Source organism: Streptomyces sp. NBC_01433, from assembly GCF_026340105.1.
Classification (GTDB): Bacteria; Actinomycetota; Actinomycetes; order Streptomycetales; family Streptomycetaceae; genus Streptomyces.
The window spans coordinates 653,663-670,430 of record NZ_JAPEPM010000002.1; the positions used below are offsets into that span (position 1 = coordinate 653,663).

The 16,768-nt window shown below is 72.3% G+C and carries 15 protein-coding genes and 2 pseudogenes; 10 read left to right on the forward strand and 7 right to left on the reverse strand.

Features of this window, described 5'->3' with window-relative positions; genetic code table 11:
* Positions 1-38: 38 nt before the first annotated feature.
* Entirely contained in the window at positions 39-1,334 is a 1,296-nt protein-coding gene (locus OG413_RS30465; protein WP_266811240.1) for an alpha/beta fold hydrolase, read from the reverse strand.
* A gap of 106 nt (positions 1,335-1,440) precedes the next feature.
* Here OG413_RS30465 and OG413_RS30470 point away from each other — a divergent pair, with 106 nt between their 5' ends.
* Complete coding sequence (locus OG413_RS30470) at positions 1,441-2,604, forward strand: ABC transporter ATP-binding protein (RefSeq protein WP_266811241.1); 1,164 nt, start codon at positions 1,441-1,443, stop codon at positions 2,602-2,604.
* Between the two features lie 22 nt (positions 2,605-2,626).
* Here OG413_RS30470 and OG413_RS30475 read toward each other — a convergent pair whose 3' ends face one another.
* On the reverse strand, positions 2,627-2,902 hold the full coding sequence (locus tag OG413_RS30475; RefSeq protein ID WP_266811243.1) for a DUF2087 domain-containing protein: 276 nt from the start codon (positions 2,900-2,902) through the stop codon (positions 2,627-2,629).
* A gap of 104 nt (positions 2,903-3,006) precedes the next feature.
* Between OG413_RS30475 and OG413_RS30480 the strand changes: the two genes are divergently transcribed.
* Complete coding sequence (locus OG413_RS30480; RefSeq protein ID WP_266811245.1) at positions 3,007-3,981, forward strand: acetylxylan esterase; 975 nt, start codon at positions 3,007-3,009, stop codon at positions 3,979-3,981.
* A 53-nt stretch (positions 3,982-4,034) separates the two neighbouring features.
* On the opposite strand, the gene OG413_RS30485 is transcribed toward OG413_RS30480, so the two are convergent.
* From OG413_RS30485 to OG413_RS30495, 3 genes are read right to left on the reverse strand one after another with little or no spacing between them, the layout of a single operon-like run.
* Entirely contained in the window at positions 4,035-4,991 is a 957-nt protein-coding gene (locus OG413_RS30485) for an ABC transporter substrate-binding protein (RefSeq protein WP_266811247.1), read from the reverse strand.
* Positions 4,988-5,665, reverse strand: coding sequence for an ABC transporter permease (locus OG413_RS30490; RefSeq protein WP_266813168.1), 678 nt, complete (start codon positions 5,663-5,665; stop codon positions 4,988-4,990). Before OG413_RS30490 ends, OG413_RS30485 begins: the two co-directional genes overlap by 4 nt.
* Positions 5,662-6,339: an ABC transporter permease gene (locus OG413_RS30495; RefSeq protein WP_266811249.1), complete on the reverse strand. Its 678-nt coding sequence runs from the start codon at positions 6,337-6,339 to the stop codon at positions 5,662-5,664. Before OG413_RS30495 ends, OG413_RS30490 begins: the two co-directional genes overlap by 4 nt.
* A gap of 205 nt (positions 6,340-6,544) precedes the next feature.
* Here OG413_RS30495 and OG413_RS30500 point away from each other — a divergent pair, with 205 nt between their 5' ends.
* From OG413_RS30500 to OG413_RS30510, 3 genes are read left to right on the forward strand one after another with little or no spacing between them, the layout of a single operon-like run.
* Complete coding sequence (locus OG413_RS30500; RefSeq protein WP_266813169.1) at positions 6,545-7,240, forward strand: hypothetical protein; 696 nt, start codon at positions 6,545-6,547, stop codon at positions 7,238-7,240.
* A complete protein-coding gene (locus OG413_RS30505) occupies positions 7,237-7,917 on the forward strand; it encodes a DUF4166 domain-containing protein (RefSeq protein ID WP_266811250.1) in 681 nt (226 codons plus the stop codon). The genes OG413_RS30500 and OG413_RS30505 overlap by 4 nt, the downstream gene beginning before the upstream one ends.
* The gene (locus OG413_RS30510; RefSeq protein WP_266811251.1) at positions 7,914-8,564 is read left to right on the forward strand and encodes a TetR/AcrR family transcriptional regulator; all 651 of its coding nucleotides are present in this window, start codon (positions 7,914-7,916) and stop codon (positions 8,562-8,564) included. Before OG413_RS30505 ends, OG413_RS30510 begins: the two co-directional genes overlap by 4 nt.
* 333 nt (positions 8,565-8,897) lie before the next feature.
* Here OG413_RS30510 and OG413_RS30515 read toward each other — a convergent pair.
* Positions 8,898-9,753 (reverse strand): annotated as a pseudogene (locus OG413_RS30515) (ABC transporter ATP-binding protein).
* 211 nt (positions 9,754-9,964) lie between these two features.
* On the opposite strand from OG413_RS30515, the gene OG413_RS30520 reads away from it, so the two are divergent.
* Positions 9,965-10,345: a VOC family protein gene (locus tag OG413_RS30520; RefSeq protein ID WP_266811252.1), complete on the forward strand. Its 381-nt coding sequence runs from the start codon at positions 9,965-9,967 to the stop codon at positions 10,343-10,345.
* Positions 10,346-10,370: 25 nt separating this feature from the next.
* On the opposite strand, the pseudogene OG413_RS30525 reads toward OG413_RS30520, so the two are convergent.
* A pseudogene (locus OG413_RS30525) lies at positions 10,371-11,425 on the reverse strand (aminoglycoside phosphotransferase family protein).
* Between the two features lie 322 nt (positions 11,426-11,747).
* Here OG413_RS30525 and OG413_RS30530 point away from each other — a divergent pair.
* The 4 genes from OG413_RS30530 (at position 11,748) to OG413_RS30545 (ending at position 16,718) form a co-directional block, all read left to right on the forward strand.
* Positions 11,748-12,809: a tetratricopeptide repeat protein gene (locus OG413_RS30530; protein WP_266811253.1), complete on the forward strand. Its 1,062-nt coding sequence runs from the start codon at positions 11,748-11,750 to the stop codon at positions 12,807-12,809.
* On the forward strand, positions 12,806-13,855 hold the full coding sequence (locus OG413_RS30535; protein ID WP_266811254.1) for a polyprenyl synthetase family protein: 1,050 nt from the start codon (positions 12,806-12,808) through the stop codon (positions 13,853-13,855). Before OG413_RS30530 ends, OG413_RS30535 begins: the two co-directional genes overlap by 4 nt.
* Positions 13,856-13,899: 44 nt before the next feature.
* Positions 13,900-14,532 (forward strand): transposase, encoded by a 633-nt coding sequence (locus tag OG413_RS30540; RefSeq protein ID WP_266813171.1) that lies wholly within the window; start codon positions 13,900-13,902, stop codon positions 14,530-14,532.
* A gap of 1,391 nt (positions 14,533-15,923) precedes the next feature.
* Entirely contained in the window at positions 15,924-16,718 is a 795-nt protein-coding gene (locus OG413_RS30545; RefSeq protein ID WP_266811255.1) for an alpha/beta fold hydrolase, read from the forward strand.
* Positions 16,719-16,768 lie beyond the last annotated feature (50 nt).

Below are 16,768 nucleotides of genomic sequence, written 5' to 3' on the forward strand. Positions count from 1 at the left end.
GTGCGGCCGGCTCCCTCGTGTTCACCGGACGGTGCCGGTCAGATCTCGTCCCTGACCATCGCGAGCAGCCGGTCCAGTACGCGCGGTCCGCCCGCACGCAGTCCGTCGTGCTCGAACTCGTTGGTCACCCAGGTGCGCAGCCCGCGGATCGAGGCGGCGGTGCGCAGCGCGTGCCCGGTGTCGACATACATGTCGTCGTGGTAGACGGCGGCGGCGACCGGCACCTCGTTGGCGGCGAGCCGCTCGGCGTCGTACAGCACGGGCCAGTCGGTGCGGTTGGCGAGGAGTTCGGCGGTCTCGCGCAGTGGACGCAGGGCCGGATCGACATCGAAGTGCCAGGGGTGGATCGTCTCGCCGGTGAAGAGCACGGGGCCCTCGCCCGCCAGAGCGCCCGCCGCGTCGAACTGCGGGAACTCGGCGCGGACCCGCTCGGCGGACCAGCCGGTGGGCCGCTCACCCTGGCCGTAGATCGCCTCGTGCAGCAGGGCGTACAGCGGATGGCCGGCGAACGAGTTGGCCGTGCGCACGGCCTCCTGGAAGGCGTCGGACAGCTCGGTGCCGTGCGGGGTGCGGACGAAGGCGTTCTCCAGCAGGTAGTGCAGCTGGTGGCTGCCGTTGCCGCCGCCCAGCATGATGCCGAGGGACTGGAACCCCTCGGGCGTCAGCCGGTGCCCGGTGCCCTCCGAGCGGTGGGCGACGAGGTACTCGGTGATCTCCCGGGCCCGCCGCACATCCTGCGGGTAGCGGGCGTAGTGGGCGGCGACCTTCCGCTCGATCCGGGGGTAGGCGGCCCGGTACACCTCGTCGGCATGGGCGTCCAGGGCGGGCAGTCCGCCGGTGATCAGAGCGGCCGTGAGCCCTTCCGGGGCGGCCGACAGATAGCGGACGGCGCAGAATCCGCCGAAGGACTGTCCCAGCACCGTCCAGGTCTCGCCGCCGGTGACCTGCGGCCGGATGGCTTCGCAGTCGCGGACGATGCTGTCGGAGCGGAAGTTGCTGAGATAGTCGGCCTGCTCGCGCGGCCCTCCCCGCGACGGCAGGGTCTGCCGGTTCGCCGGGGTGGATCCGCCGGTACCGCGCTGGTCGAGCAGGAGCACCCGGAACTCCCGTACGGCGCGGCCCAGCCAGGCTTCCGTGCCGACGAAACGGCGGGCGCCGAACCCGGGGCCGCCCTCCAGGTAGATCAGCCACGGCAGTTGCTCCCCGGTCCTGCCGGACGCCACCGCCTCGCGGCCGAAGATCTCGATCTGCTCGCCGCCCGGGTCGCTGTGGTCGAGCGGGACCGTGAAATGACGGTCGGTGAAGACGACACCGGGCTGCCGGTAGCTGCTCACAAAAGGCTCCTGAATCAGATGGTTCCGGGACAGTTCAGCACATGGCCGTGACTCGGACAGTCCCGGCCCGTGTGCGCCGCGCGCGGGCGGCTCCTAGCGTGCAGTCATGATCCGGTTCGAGCAGGTCAGCAAGGTCTACCCGGATGGCACGGCCGCGGTCGACGGGCTGTCCTTCGAGGTCGCCGAGGGGGAGCTGGTCACCCTGGTCGGGCCGTCCGGCTGCGGCAAGACCACCACCATGATGATGGTGAACCGGCTGATCGAGCCGACCGCCGGCCGGATTCTGGTGGACGGCGAGGACATCGCCGCGGTCGACCCGGTGAAACTGCGCCGCCGGATCGGCTATGTGATCCAGCAGGTCGGCCTGTTCCCGCACCGCACGATTCTGGACAACACCGCGACCGTCCCGGCGCTGGTCGGCTGGAAGCGCGGCAGGGCCAGGGAGCGGGCGGCGGAGCTGCTCGACCTGGTGGGCCTGGACCCCGGCACGTACGGATCGCGCTATCCCGCCCAGCTGTCCGGCGGGCAGCGCCAGCGGGTGGGGGTGGCCCGCGCGCTCGCGGCGGATCCGCCCGTGCTGCTGATGGACGAACCGTTCGGTGCGGTCGACCCGGTGGTGCGGGAACGGTTGCAGGACGAGTTCCTCGGGCTCCAGGCGACGGTCAGGAAGACCGTCCTGCTGGTCACGCACGACATCGGGGAAGCGGTGCGGATGGGCGACCGGATGGCCGTGTACGGGGAGGGCCGCATCGAGCAGTTCGACACCCCGGCCGCCGTGCTCGGCACCCCGGCGACGCCCTATGTGGCCGGGTTCGTCGGCGCCGACCGGGGCCTGAAGCGGCTGTCGGTCACCGCGATCGAACCGGAGGACCTCTGGGAGCCGCCGGTGGCCCGCCTCGATGAACCGGCCCGGTCGGCGGCGGCCCGGCTGGGGGCGTCGGGGGCCCGGTGGGCGGTGGTGCTGAACGGCGCGGGCGATCTGCACGGCTGGGTGTCGGCGGATGCGCTGCGGATCGCCGGGGAGCTGGGCACGGTGGGCGAGCTGGCCCGGCGGATGGACGCGTGGGTGCCCGTCGGCGCCCCGTTGAAGCAGGCGTTCAGCGAGATGCTCCAGTACGACGCCGGGTGGGTGGCGGTGCTGGACGGCGCGCGCTTCCTGGGCGTACTGACTCCGGCGAAGCTCCATGAGGCGCTGCGCCGCTCGGTGGACGCGGACGCTCAGGGCGTCGGGCGCGAGGACGTGGAGTTCGACTCGGTCGCGGACGCGTAGGGGCGCCCCCCGGTGTGACCGGCTACCGCCCGCGCCGATAGCTGCTGCCGTCCTTGGGCCGTACCAGCAGCCCCGCGACGACGAGATGGCGCCGCAGCGCCGAGCAGTCCTCGTGCACCGTGAGCAGCGCCTCGTTCACCTCGCGCTCGGTGTACGCGCGCTCGCGCTCGAAGAGCGTCTCGGAGAGGTGGACCAGCAACTGTTCGCGGCGTGCCACCTTGCGCGGGATCGTCGTGAGACGTCCGTGGGAGAAGAGCGCGGCCACACCGTGCGAACTGCTGGATTCTTTCTCGGGCATGGCCGGAAGCGTCGCAGGCTTCCGGTGGGAGGGCAACGCCTTTTCGGCGCGATGACGGAACCGTACGGTGTGATCATCTGCTACTGCGACGAAGGCGGTCCCGCATGGCCCTGTTCGACCTCCCCCTCGATGAGCTGCGCACCTACCGCAGCCGGTCGGTGGAGCCCGAGGACTTCGACGCGTTCTGGTCGTCGACGCTGGACGAGGCCAGGAGCCATGATCTCGACGCTCGCTTCGATCGCCGCACCGACACGGGACTGGCGAGTGTCGAGGTGTACGACGTGACGTTCGCCGGTTTCGGGGGGCATCCGGTCAAGGGCTGGTTCGTCCTTCCCACGGGCCGCCGGGAGCCCCTGCCGGTGGTCGTGGAATTCCTCGGGTACGGCGGCGGGCGCGGTCTGGCGCACACGCATCTGCTGTGGGCCTCGGCCGGTTTCGCCCACTTCGTGATGGACACCCGGGGCCAGGGCAGCGGCTGGGCACCGGGCGACACCGCCGATCCCGTGGGCAGCGCGCCCTCGCTGCCCGGCTTCATGACCCGGGGCATCGAGGATCACCGGGAGTTCTACTACCGGCGGGTGTTCACCGACGCGGTGCGGGCGGTGGAGGCCGCGCGTTCGCATCCGCTGGCCGACGCGGCACGCACCGCCGTCACCGGGGTCAGCCAGGGCGGCGGCATCGCGATCGCGGCCGGCGGGCTGATACCGGACCTGGTGGCGGTCGCTCCGGACGTGCCGTTCCTGTGCGACTTCCCGCGCGCGGTCACCGTCACCGACCGGCAGCCGTACCGCGAGGTGGGCAACTACCTCAAGACGCACCGCGGCCGCACCGCGCGGGCCGCCGCCACACTGGCCTACTTCGACGGGGTGCACTTCGCGGCGCGCGGGCGGGCTCCCGCACTGTTCTCGACGGCCCTGGAGGACCTGACCTGCCCGCCGTCGACGGTCTTCGCGGCCTTCAACGCGTACGCCCATGAGGACAAGACGATCGAGGTGTACGACTTCAACGACCACGAGGGCGGCGGCGCGTTCCAGCAGGCCGCCCAACTGGCCTGGCTGCCCGGAAAGCTGATGGCCTGACCGGGCCCGGAGCGCCGGACACCCCTTGTCCGGACCATCCGGACCATGTGGTCTCACCCTGCCGGGATGAGCTTCTCGGACTCCAGGTAATGGCGCGCGACATCCTCGGGGAGCCTGCGCCAGCTGTCCACCTGCTCGTTCATCGACGCCAGGGCGGCCGTGGTCAGCACGGTGTTGAGCGGGTCGAGCGCGTCCCGCACCCCGGCGCTGCCCGCCCGGGAACGGTTGACGACGGGGACCAGATAGTCGGCGTTCTGCAGATGCTTGTCGTCGGCGAGGATCACGAGGCCGAAGTCGTCCAGGGTGGCGTCGGTGGTGGTGGTCAGGACCATCTGGTCCTGACCGCTCTGCACGGCCTGTTTGGCCTGGGTGGTGCCGACGCCCTTCGGGTCGACGGCGGTGATCCGGATGCCGTACGTCTTCTTGAGTCCGGGCGCGCAGTAGGGGCGCTGTACGCATTCGTCGCCCGCCGCCAGCCGTACGGGCAGGTGTGAGCGCCCCAGGTCGCTGAGGGTCTTCAGCCGGTGCCGCGCCGCGTACGGGGCGGCGACCGCGAAGGCGTTCTGGTCGACGGCGCGGCCCGGATCGAGGACCACGAGGCCGCGTCGTGCGGCCAGCGAACGGAGCGCCTTCATCGTGGTGCCGAGGTCGGGGGAACCGACCGGGGCGGCGTCCGCGCCGTTGGCCTTGGCGTTCAGCCAGTCGGCGAAGGTGGCCGCGTACTCCGGCACGATGTCGATCTGGCCGTTCTCCAGCGCGGGTTCGTAGATCTCCCGGTTGGTCACGGAGATGATCTCGGTGGAGTACCCGGCCCGGTCGAGCAGGAGCGCGTACATCTGGGCGAGCAGATCGCTCTCGGTGAATCCGGCGGAGCCGATCGTGAGGTGCTTGCTGTCGCCGGGCGGGGCCGTGACATCGCCCCGGTTCTCCAGCGTGGGGCCGGAGGCGCAGGCGGTGGCGGCCAGCAGGAGCGCGCAGCACAGGGCGTACGGGGTACGGGGGCGGGTCACGCGGCCTCCCGGGTGCGGCGCCGGTCCGGGGCGAGGCGCTGACCGGTCTCGAAGAGCCCTTCCACGAGGAGGGCGAATACGGCGACGAGGACCGCTCCGGCCACGACCTGGGGCGTGGAGGCCAGGTTGAAGCCCGCGGTGATGATCCGGCCCAGCCCCCCGCCGCCGGCCAGGGCGGCCAGCGTCGCCGTGGCGACGAGTTGCACGGCGGCGATCCGGACGCCGGTGAGGATGAGCGGCAGCGCGAGCGGGATCTCGACTCCCAGCAGCATCTGGCGGCCCGTCATGCCCATCCCCCGGGCGGACCGGACGACGTCCCGGTCGACCTCGCGCATCCCCACGTAGGCGTTGGTGAGCAGTGGGGGCATGGCGAAGAGCACCAGGGCGATGATGGTCGACCACTGACCGTACGTACCGATCGGGGTGAGGAGCAGCAGGACCAGCACGGCGAACGTGGGGACGGCCCGGCCGATGTTGGAGATGTTGACCGCGAGGGCGCCGCCCCTGCCGAGGTGGCCGAGGACCAGGGCGACCGGCAGCGCGATGAGGCAACTGATCAGCAGGCAGACGACGGTGAGGAAGAGGTGTTCGCCGAGCCGGTGCCAGATGCCGTCGGGGCCGGACCAGTGGGTGGCGGTGGTGAGCCAGGACCAGGTGTCCCGGAGGGTGGTCACGACGGTGCCCTCGTCCAGGGCGTCAGCCACCGCTGCACGAGCAGGAGCAGCAGGTCGGCGGCGACGGCGATGACGACACAGAGGACGGACGCGGTGAGCACCTGGGCCTTGAAGTAGGTGTTCATGCCCGAGTAGATGAGGTTGCCGAGTCCGCCGTGGCCGACGATCGCGCCGACCGTGACCAGGGAGACCGCCGAGACGGTGGCGATCCGCAGTCCGGCCATGGCCGCGGGCAGGGCGAGCGGGAGTTCCACGGCGATCAGCAGGCGGGCGGCGCCGTAGCCCATGCCGCGCGCCGCCTGCCGGGTCTCCTCGGGTACGGCGCGCAGTCCGGCGAGGATGTTCCGGACGAGAAGGGTCAGTGAGTAGAGGACGAGTCCGGCGACGACGAGCGTGGCGGACAGCCCGTACACCGGCAGCAGGAGCGAGAACATCGCGAGCGACGGGATCGTGTACAGGATCGTCGTCACCCCGAGCACGGGCCCGGCCGCCCAGCGTCGGCGGCGGGCGGCCAGGGCGAGCGGCAGGGCGATGGCCAGTCCGATCAGCACCGAGACCGCGGTCAGCTGAAGGTGCTGGACGGCCGCGTCCCAGAGGATCTCCCGGCGGCTGGAGAGGTAGGCACCGCAGATCCACTCATTGCGCGCGAGGCAGTCGTCGGGAGGCGCGGTCACCCGTCCATTGGAGCGCGGGAGTCCGACGGACGCGCGTCATGATCGCCTGTTCGAGGTGCGTGCTCAGGGGCCCGACGGCTCCGGGCGCGGAGCCGGCCCGCCCCGCACACGACCGGCATTTGAGCGACTGCTCAAATGCCTGCTAGTGTCCCGGACCGACGGAGGATTGAGCGATCGCTCAACCGTGGACGAAGCGGGGGCAGGCGTGGGGCTGTACGTCGAGGCACGGATCCGGGTGGATCCGGAGGAACTCTGGGAGCTGACCCAGAACCCCGCGCATCATCAGCGGTGGGATCTCCGTTTCACGGAGATCACGTATGTGCCGGGCGCCCCCGATGCCGCCCGGCGATTCCGCTATGCCACCCGGGTGGCACCCTTCCTCACGGTCGCGGGCACCGGTACCAGCGCGGGCGAGCGGCACCGGCCGGACGGCGAGCGGGTGTCCGCCCTCCGGTTCGCCTCGCCCCAGCCCCTCTCGCTCCTCGCCGAGGGCAGCGGCTACTGGCGTTACGTGCCGACGTCCGACGGCATCCGCTTCCTGACCGGCTACGGCTACCGGACCAGGTGGGGCCGTTTCGGCTCGCTCGTGGACCGGCTGGCGTTCCGGCCGCTGATGGGCTGGGCCACCGCCTGGTCCTTCGACCGGCTGCGGCTCTGGTGCGAACGCGGCATCAGCCCCGCCCGCTCCCTCGGGTACGCCGTGGCCGAGGTCGCCGTCCGGCTGCTGGCCGTGCTGTCGGCGCTGCCTTTCGGGCCGGGCGCCGTGCTCGCCGCCGCGGCGGCCGCGACGCTGCTGCCGCCGCTGCCCGTCACTCCCGCCGCCCGCCGCTGTCTGCGCCGGCCGCCGGGCCGCGCCACCGCCCCCGCACCCGCCGTCCTGCGTCTGCTGGAGCGTCCATGACCTCGGTCTTCCGCCTCGCCATGGGCGACGGGTTCGACCGGCTGCACCCTCAGTTGCGACGGCGTTTCTCGGTCGGTCTGGACAGCGGGGAAGCCTGCCTGGGACGCGGGGTCATGGACCGGATCTGGCACGGGCGGGCCTTCGTGAAGCCGTTCCTCGCGCTCGGCGGCACCCGCAATGTGCTCGTCCCCCGTACCGGCCGCGACATTCCCTTCACCATCGAGAACGTGCCGTACACCGACTCCTACGGCCGCGAGAGCGTCACGTTCGTGCGCACCTTCGCGCTGCCCGGCGGGCCGCGCCGGTTCGACGCCACGATGGTGCACAGCCCCGAGCGGTCCTGTGTACTCGACTACCTCGGCACCCATCAGCACCTCGCCACCGATCTGCGGCTCACCGCCGAGCCCGACGGATCGCTGCTGATCCGCTCGGGCGAACACCGCTTCCGTGAGGGTCCGTTCGACGTCCGCGTCCCCGGATTCCTCCGGGGCGACGCCGAAGTGCGCGAGTCCTACGACGACGCGACGGGCCGCTTCCGGATCCGGGTCGCGGTCACCAACCGGCGCTTCGGCCCCCTGTTCGGGTACGAGGGCACGTTCCGCGCGCGGTACGTCGATGCCCGGCGTCATGGCGTGCGCGCCGGACTGCGTCCCGTACGCGAGGAGGCGCGGGCATGACCGGGGGGAGAGCCGCCGGTCAGGACACCAGGGTGAAGCTGATGGAGGGCGCCCTGCGCACACTCTCCGAGCACGGCATCGCCAAGACGTCCGCCCGGTCCGTCGCGGCGGCGGCAGGAGTCAATCAGGCGCTGGTCTTCTACCACTTCGGGTCCGTCGACGAACTCCTCGCGGCGGCCTGCCGCCACGGTGCCGAGCAGCGCGTGGCCCGCTACCGCGACCGGTTCGCGTCCGTCACGACGCTGACCGAGCTGCTCCGGTGCGGGCGTGAGCTGCATGCCGAGGAACGGGCCGGAGGCCATGTCGCCGTCCTCGCCCAGTTGCTGGCGGGCGCCCAGACGCAGCCGCGTCTCGCCCCCGCCACCGCCGCCGGTCTTGAGCTGTGGACCGACGAGATCGAGAAGGTCCTGGTCCGGGTGCTCGCCACCACCCCGCTCGGGGACTTCGCGGACCCCGCCGGGCTGGCCCGCGCCGTGGCCGCGTCCTTCGTCGGCCTGGAACTGTACGACGGGGTCGACCCGGACGGCGCCGGGCGGGCGCTCGACGCCCTGGAGCAGCTCGCCGCGCTGGTCGACGTTCTGGAAGGTCTCGGTCCGATGGCGCAGCGCGCTGTACGGCACCGGCTGCGGCGCACCGGCGGGAAGTGAGCGGGACGGGCCGGACGAGGGGGCGAGTGCCGGGCCGGACGAGGGGCGGTCCGGCCCCGATCGCCCGGAGCAGCGCACTCTCGCGGCCCCGTTGGGCGACGGCCGGCGACATCACCTGTCCGATCACGAAGACGGAAAGACAGACGGTGACCAGGGTGAAGGCGAGGCCCATCTCGGAGACTGCCGCGCGCCCGGGGGCCGCGGGCGCCCCCGCGGCGGAGACGGCGATCGCCACACAGGCGGTGACCACCGTCGCGGAGAGGACGAGAGCGGCGAAGGTACCGGCGAAGGCGGAGGGCCGGGAGCGTACGGAGGCGCGGGCGAGTCCGGTCGTCATGACACCGGTCCGTCCTGTGCCGGGCGAGGCCCGTGGGCGCCGCATCCGGCCGGGCGCGGCTCGTGGGCGCCGTGTCCGCGCGGGTCGAACCCATGGGCACCGCTTCCGGCCGGGCGGCGTTCCGGCGCGCCGGGTCCGGCCGGACCGTGCGGAGGTGCGGTGTCCTCGGCCAGCCGCCCGCCGGACAACCGCAGCAGCCGGTCCGCCGCCACCCCGACCAGCGGGTCGTGCGTGACGACCACCACCGTGGCGCCGAAGGCGCTCACCGATTCCCGCAGCAGCTCCACGATCCCGGCGGCGGTCGCGCCGTCGAGCGCGCCGGTGGGCTCGTCCGCGAACACCACCTCGGTTCGGTGATCAGCGCACGGGCGATCGCCACCCGCTGCTGCTGTTCGCCGGACAGCTGCCCCGGGCGGGCGTTCTCGCGTCCGTCCAGGCCCACCCGGGCGAGCATCGCCGGGCTCGGGCGGCGTCGCGCCGCCTGCCGTCGAGCCGGAGCGGCAGCAGGACGTTCTCCTGCACCGTCAGCGCGGGGAGGAGGTTGAAGGACTGGAAGACGAACCCGATGCGGGCCCGCCGCAGCCGGGTCAGCTTCCGCTCCCGCATCCGGCTGATCTCCTGTCCGGCCAGCCGCACCGCGCCGGAGGTCGGCCGGTCGAGTCCGGCCGCGCATTGCAGGAACGTCGACTTCCCGGATCCCGAGGGGCCCATCACGGCGGTGAACGTGCCCCGGAGCAGCCGGGCGTCCAGATCGCGCAGCGCGTGCACGGCACCCCGCCCCCGCCCGTAGGTCCGGCATACCCGGTCGAGTTCGAGAACCGGTCGGCTGCTCGCCGATGTCAGGAGGTCCATCGCGGTTCTGCCCGCTTCCCTCGGTCGGCGCCACTCGCCGACGACTCCCCGACGGTACGAAGCCGCGGGTGGGCCCGGAATGGGGCGGCCACCCGGATGAGGGGTTCGGAATTTCCGAACCCGGCGGGGCCTGCGCCACCGGGAGCGGCCGGGTGCGGGCGGCCGTACGGTGGGAGGGCGGAAGTCCCTCGACGGACGGCGGGTGCCAGTGATGGCCGGTGAGGTCTCTTTCTTCGAGCTGGGTGTCGACGACCCCGAACGGGCCAGGACGTTCTACGGGGCGCTGTTCGGCTGGACCTTCGATCCGGGGCTGTCGGACGGCGGCGGATTCGCGATCCGGACCCCCGGCGGACCGGGCGGGCTGCACGGGGGCGACGCGGGAGCGGGTCCCTATCTGTTCTTCGGGGTCGAGGACCTGTCGGCCGCGGCCGACCGCGTCCGCGAGCTGGGCGGCACCGTGGACGACGTCGATCTCGGCGGCTCCGACGACGCCTCGGTCGCCCGCTTCGGCCGGTTCCGGCTCTGCCACGACGATCAGGGCTCGCCGTTCGGCCTGCATCAGCCGCCGGGGGTGCGCGCGCACGGCGGCTGATGCAGGCCGGGGCGACGGTTCCGGGCTACCGGGGCCGGGTGTCGTGGGCGGGCAGCGGGCGCGGACCCGGCCAGCGGTGCGGCATGCGGGTGGCGAGGGCCGAGCACAGGCGTCCGAGGTCACGCAGGTGTTCGTGGTCGCGGGTGGGCCCGGCGACCGCTCCGAGCCGGTGCACCAGCCGTTCCCGGGCGAGGACGTCTCCACACGCGAAGTCCGCCACGGTTACCCGCGCGAGGTGGTCGACCGACTCGCGGTGAGCTCGCTCGACCAGCGCGTCGCCGCGGATCAGCGAGCCCGCGCAGGCGTCGGCGAGGTCGCCGGGTACGTCCGTGCCGGCCAGCGTCCGCCAGGTGGAACGGTAGATGTCCTCCGCCTCCGCGAGCGGCGCGGGCCCTACCGACATGGCACACCAGCAGGTCGGGAACCCGATCCGCAGAAAGGCCAGTTCGACGAGTCCGTTCCCGAGCGCGGCCTGTTCGAAGTCGATGAAGCGGACGCCGGTGGCGGTGCGCAGGTCATTGCCGGGGCAGGGGTCGCCGTGCAGCAGCGCGTCATGGGGCGTGGGGTCCAACCGGTCGAGCAGGGAGCCGAGTTCGTCCGGCGCTCCGCCCGGTACGGGGACGTCGAGGGCCCTCGCGAACGCCAGGAAGGATTCGGCGTCCCGGCCGTGGGACCGGACCACGCGGGCAGGACGCCGGTGTCCGCCGGACCGGTGAGGGCGTGCAGCCGGGCGAGCGACTCCGCGTACCCCGGCAGCCAGTCGTCGTCGGGGCCGAGGTCGTCCACGTACTCCAGGACCATCACCCGGTTCGGCGGGTCCGTGGCGAGCAGCGCGGGAGCGACGCCCGGCCGGGGAGCCCGCGCGGCGAGCCGCAGCGCCGCGACCTCGCGCGCGTAGCGGGCGTCCGCGTCGGCCGCGGTGTCGCCGCCGTCGGCGATCTGCTTGACGATCACCCGACCGCCGTCGCGGAGTTCCACCCGCCACACGCGCGATCGCGGGCCGCTCTCCAGCGGGATGGATCCGGCGGGAGCGCCCAGTACGTCGCGGAGCGCCTCGCTCATCGGTACCCGGTTCGGCATGGGGTCATGCGTAGGGCCTCGGGCCTCAGGCCTCGGGCGAGGACCTCCCGTACGACGTGACGCGATGCCGTGCGGCGGCGTCCCGTGGCAGTGTGTTTCCCCGATGTCCTGAATCCGTTCCCCGGCCAGACAGTTGACGCGGACAAGCAACCCTCGGCGCGCGACTTCCGTCTTGATCACCGACAGGAAGGTTCGCCGCACGTGACGGGCGGCGGCCACCCCCCATCAGTTCCGGGCTATGAGCGCCGTACAGCTATGCACTTCATGTATACATCACATGCATAGCCGTGCGGTGACCGGACTTGACGCGCGAAAGGCACCCATGCAGAGCAAAGCACTGGCGCCCGAGTACCAAGGTGCTCTCACCAAGATGTCGGTGAACGCCTCCCTGACCGATGTACTGGCCGAGGGCATACGTCACTTGGCGGCGGCCGAGGCTTCCGGCTCGCAGGCTGAGGTGGCGCGGGCCGGGCTCGCCGTGGCGGAGGCGCACCGCAGGCTGGGGCATGTGGCGGAGGCCGATCTGGCCTGGAAGGCCAGTTACCGGTCCGCCCGCTCGGCCGAGGACCTCGGGGCCATGGCCTGGGCGCTCTGGAGCGGCGGGACGCTGGCCCGCCAACGGGGGGCCCTGCGGCTCGCGTTCCGGCTGCTCGGGCTCGCCGCCGACATGGGCAAGCGCGGCGGGGACGTCGTCGCCCGCGGCTACTCCCTCGCCGGCCTCGCCGAGACCGGGCGAATACAGGGCGACTACCGGACCGTCGCGACCCTGCACGAGCAGCTGCTCGCCGAGGCGCGTGCCCGCGGCGAGGCGCGCCATACCGTATGGGCGCTGGAGGGCATCGCGCAGATCCACCGCAACACGGGTTCGCTCGACACGGCCCTGACGATGTTCGAGGAGGCGGCCCAGCTCGCGAAGGACGCGGACGACTGGCGCGGCCGGGCCTGGGCACTGCGCGGCATCGCCGACATCGTCTCCCTGCGGGACGACCCGGAGCGTGCGCTGACCCTGCTCGCCGAGGCCGAAGTCACCTGTCGTGAGATGAAGTTGTCCAGCGCTCTCGCCTACAACCACAAGATGCGCGCCAACGTCCTCTTCCGCGCCCGCCGGTACGAGGAGGCCCGCGCGGTGTACGAGCAGGCGCTCGGAGAGTTCAGCGCCATGAGCGAGCCCCGCGGCGAGGCCCTGGCCCGGCTCGGGCTCGTCAAGGCGCGCGCCCGGCTCGGCCGCGACCGGCACGAGACCGCCGCGGATCTGGACGAGTTGCGCCACACACTGAACCGGATCGGCCTGCTGAACGCCCGGGACATGGTGGACAAGGCGTACGCCGAACTCGGCGTGGCACCGAACGGCGGCGCGGGCGACGACGGGAGCGGCCGCCGATGACCGTGCCCACGACCCAACAGGACACCGCGCCCCGGACTCTGGCCCGCTGCCGCGATCTCGTACGGCCCGCCCTCGCCCAGGCCGTACAGCGCCTGCACCCCTGGCACGCCGGGATGGCCGCCTTCTCCCTGGGCTGGAGCGAGGTGGACGGCAGCCCGCTGCCCGGTTCGCAGGGCAAGGGAATCCGCCAGGCACTCGCGGTGCTCGGCGCCGAGGCGGCCGGAGCTCCCGGCGGGGACGCCGTCGTGGGCGCGGTCGCCGTCGAGCTGATCCATACGTTCTCCCTGCTGCACGATGACATCATGGACGGCGACGAGACACGCCGACAGCGCCCCACCGTGTGGAAGGCGTACGGCACCGGCCCCGCGGTCCTGGCAGGAGACGCGCTCTTCGCCCTGGCCGTACAGACGCTGGCGGACGCGCCCGGCGGGAGCGGCGCCCCGGCGGTGCGGCGGCTGGCCTCGGCGCTGAGCGACCTGGTGCGCGGTCAGGCGGAGGACCTGCTCTTCGAGTCCAGGCCCTGGACGGGGCCCGGAGCGGTCCGCCCGCACGAGTACCGGTCGATGGCCGAACACAAGACGGGCGCCCTGCTCGGCTGTGCCGCCGGACTGGGCGCAGTGCTGGCCGGGGCCCCCGCGGGCACGGCCGACGCCCTGGACCGGGCGGGCCGCCACCTCGGGGTGGCGTTCCAGGCGGTGGACGACCTGCTCGGTATCTGGGGGGACCCGCAGACCACGGGCAAGCCGGTGCACAGCGATCTGCGGCGCCGGAAGAAGACGTACCCCGTCCTGGCGGCGCTGGCGGCGGACCACCCCGCCGCCCGTCGGCTGGACGCCCTCCTCCGCGTCGGCGGACCGCTCGACGACGCCACTGCCCGCCGGGCGGCCGGGCTCATCGAGGAAGCCGGCGGCCGCACCGCCACCGTGGTCGAGGCGCACGAGCACCTGGCGTCCGCCCGCGCAAGCCTGGCCCGCGTTCCGCTCGCCCCGGCCGCTCACGAGGAAATCCTCGCGCTTCTCCCGTACCTCATCCAACGCACCATGTGACAGCACGCCCCGCCATGCTCCGCGACCCCGCCGGTCTCCCGACAATGTCGGCGAATCCTGTGGCTGAACGTGACGTCGGCCTTCTTGACCCCATTGTGGTCGTGAGGCCGACGTTGTGTTCGGGGAGGGTGTCGGTGTCGTTGCACGCGAGGAAGAGCGATGGGGCTCCTGAGGAAACGGCCCGGGTGGCGCGGGCCGCGTTCCCGAAGGGCAATCTGGCTATCGGATCCGTGACGAGTTGGGCGAACTTGTTCTCGGACGCGGACTTCGCCGGGCTGTATCCGAGCAGAGGGAGGCCGGCGTGGCCGCCGGGCGGGCCGGCGCCCGTATCGGTCATGCAGTTCGCCGAGGGCCTGTCGGACCGGCAGGCCGCGGACGCGGTCCGCGGGCGACTTGACCGGAAGTACTTACTGGGGCTGGAGCCGGTCGATCCGGGCTTCGATCACTCGGTGCTCAACGAGTTCAGGGACCGGCTGATCGCCGGAGACGCCGGGATCCCGCTCCTGGACCGGGTCCTTGAGGCCGCCGCCGAACGCGGCGGCCTCAAGGCCGGTGTCCGTGCCCACACGGACTCAACGATCATGCTGTCCGCCGCGCGGCAGATCAACGGGCTGGTGCGACTCGGTGAGACCCTGCGTGCCGCGCTGAACAGCGTGGCCGGCCACGAGCCGGAGTAGCTGGCCGACTGGGCTCCGTCTGAGTGGTTCGACCAGTACGCAATCCGGTTCGAGGACACCCGGCTACCCAAGGAGAAGACCGAGCAGACCGAGCAGATCGAGCAGATCGGCGCCGACGGGCTGAGGCTTCTCGCGGCCCTGCACGCCCCCGACGCTCCTGCGTCCCTGCGGCTCCTCGATCGGGTCCAGACGCTGCGGCAGATGTGGATCCAGCAGTACTTCGTCGATGACGGGCAGGTCCGTCGCCGGGACCTCAGGGACCGCCCGCCGGGCGCGGAACAGCTGGTCACGCCCTACGACACCGACGCACGAGGAAACGTGAAGCGACGTCTTCCGGGACGACTACAAGGTCCACCTCACCGAGACCTGCGAGCCGGAAAGCCCGAACCTGATCACACACGTCGCCACGACCGACTCCACTGTCCAGGACGTGCGCCTGGTCACCCCGATCCACGCACACCTTGCCGAGCGGAACGGGAAGGTCTGACCGCCCCGCCCGTAGGCGCCGATGGCGCGGGCGTAGGCGATCTGGTCAGCCGCGGTGGACCGGTTCCGGCGCAACACCCGGATCGGCGTGCTGTCGTGCCGAACTGAGGCTGGGTGGCCGACCAATCGGCGGTTGGGCTGACGGGCTCGTACCGGTGATGGGACGATCGATCTGCGAGATTGTCGGTGAACCTGGGGACCCGGATGCGAGCCGCGGCGCCGCCCGGGCAGGAGCTGAACCGGTGTTCCGCCGACGCCCGTGCCGGTACGGACGGTCTGTCCGCTGTACGCGCGGCACGCGCCGCCGGTGCCCCGCCGCACCCTTCCTGCGGCTCGGCACGCTCTCCGGGACACCCAGGAAAGCGAGGCGCGGGGCGCCGGATATACGTCGATGACCGCAGCGATCGACGCGACCCGCCACCTGTCGGGCCAGGCAGCCGCAACACGGACCGGCATCGGCAGAAGTACTGTCCAGCGGTGGCGGCAGCGGCCCGAACAGAGGTGATCCGGAGCACCGTTGCGTGTCCACGGCTCATGGTCGGCGTTCACAGACCACGACGCGGAAGCCGAGCCCCTCAGTGGACCGTTGCCGGAACTGCGGTCGAGAGCCGCAGCACGGACGTACGTACTGCGCGGCGTGCCTGGGGCGACGGCGCCCGAAGGACGGCACACGGCGCCGCTCGATCAGCTCACACGCGTTCAGCGCGCAGCAACGGGCCGAACTCCTGCGCCTCCCATGCGCCCGGGGTCTTTTCCCCCCAGAACCTGGAGCAGCTGCCGCTGGAGCTCGGCGATCCGCGCCCCGTCGCCGCCTACGCTCCGCAGGGGGACTGTGTGCGCTGGCGGGGACGGACGCTGCGGCGCAGACTGAGCCGGACGACAGCGACCCGGAAAGGCATTGAGGGATGGGTGAGTACGCGGACCTGCCTGGTGTCAGGACCTGGTACGAAATCGAAGGGGCCGGCGATCCGCTGGTCCTGCTGCACGGCGGCTTCTGCACCAACGAGACCTGGGGTGCACAGCGCGCCGACCTCGCGGCCACCTACCGCGTCTACCTACCCGAGCGGCGCGCGCACGGGCACACGGCCGATGTCGCCGGGCCGCTGACGTACCGGGACATGGCCGACGACACCGTGGCCTTCCTGGAGACCGTCGTCGCGGGACCGGCGCATCTGGTGGGCTGGAGCGACGGGGGAATCGTCGCGCTGCTCGTCGCCATGGACCGGCCCGACCTCGTCCGCAAGGTGGTGGCGATCGGCACCAACTTCCGTCCGGGATCCGAGTGCTTCGTCGAACCGGAGATGCTCGACGCGATGACGCCGGACGGACCCGACCTCGCGTTCTTCCGGGAGATGTACGAGCCCGTCACCCCTGACGGCGTTGGTCACTGGCCCGTGGTGGCCGCGAAGGTGATCGACATGTGGCGCACGCTGCCGACCCTCACGACCGACGACCTGGCCCGGATCGCGGCGTCCACCCTCGTCATGGTCGGGGACGACGACATGATGACACTGGAGCACACGGCCGCCCTGTACCGCGCGATCCCGAACGCCGAGCTGGCCGTGGTCCCGGGCGCCTCGCACCTGGTCCCGCTGGAGAAGTCCGCGCTCGTCAACCGGCTGATCCTCGACCACCTCGCACAGGAGACCGTCGAGACGATGATGCCTGTCCGACGGGCGGTGCCCGGGGCCGCTGGCTGACGGTCGCCGCTCACCGGCCGCCCTCTCCGGATCCCCGCCAACAGACCAGC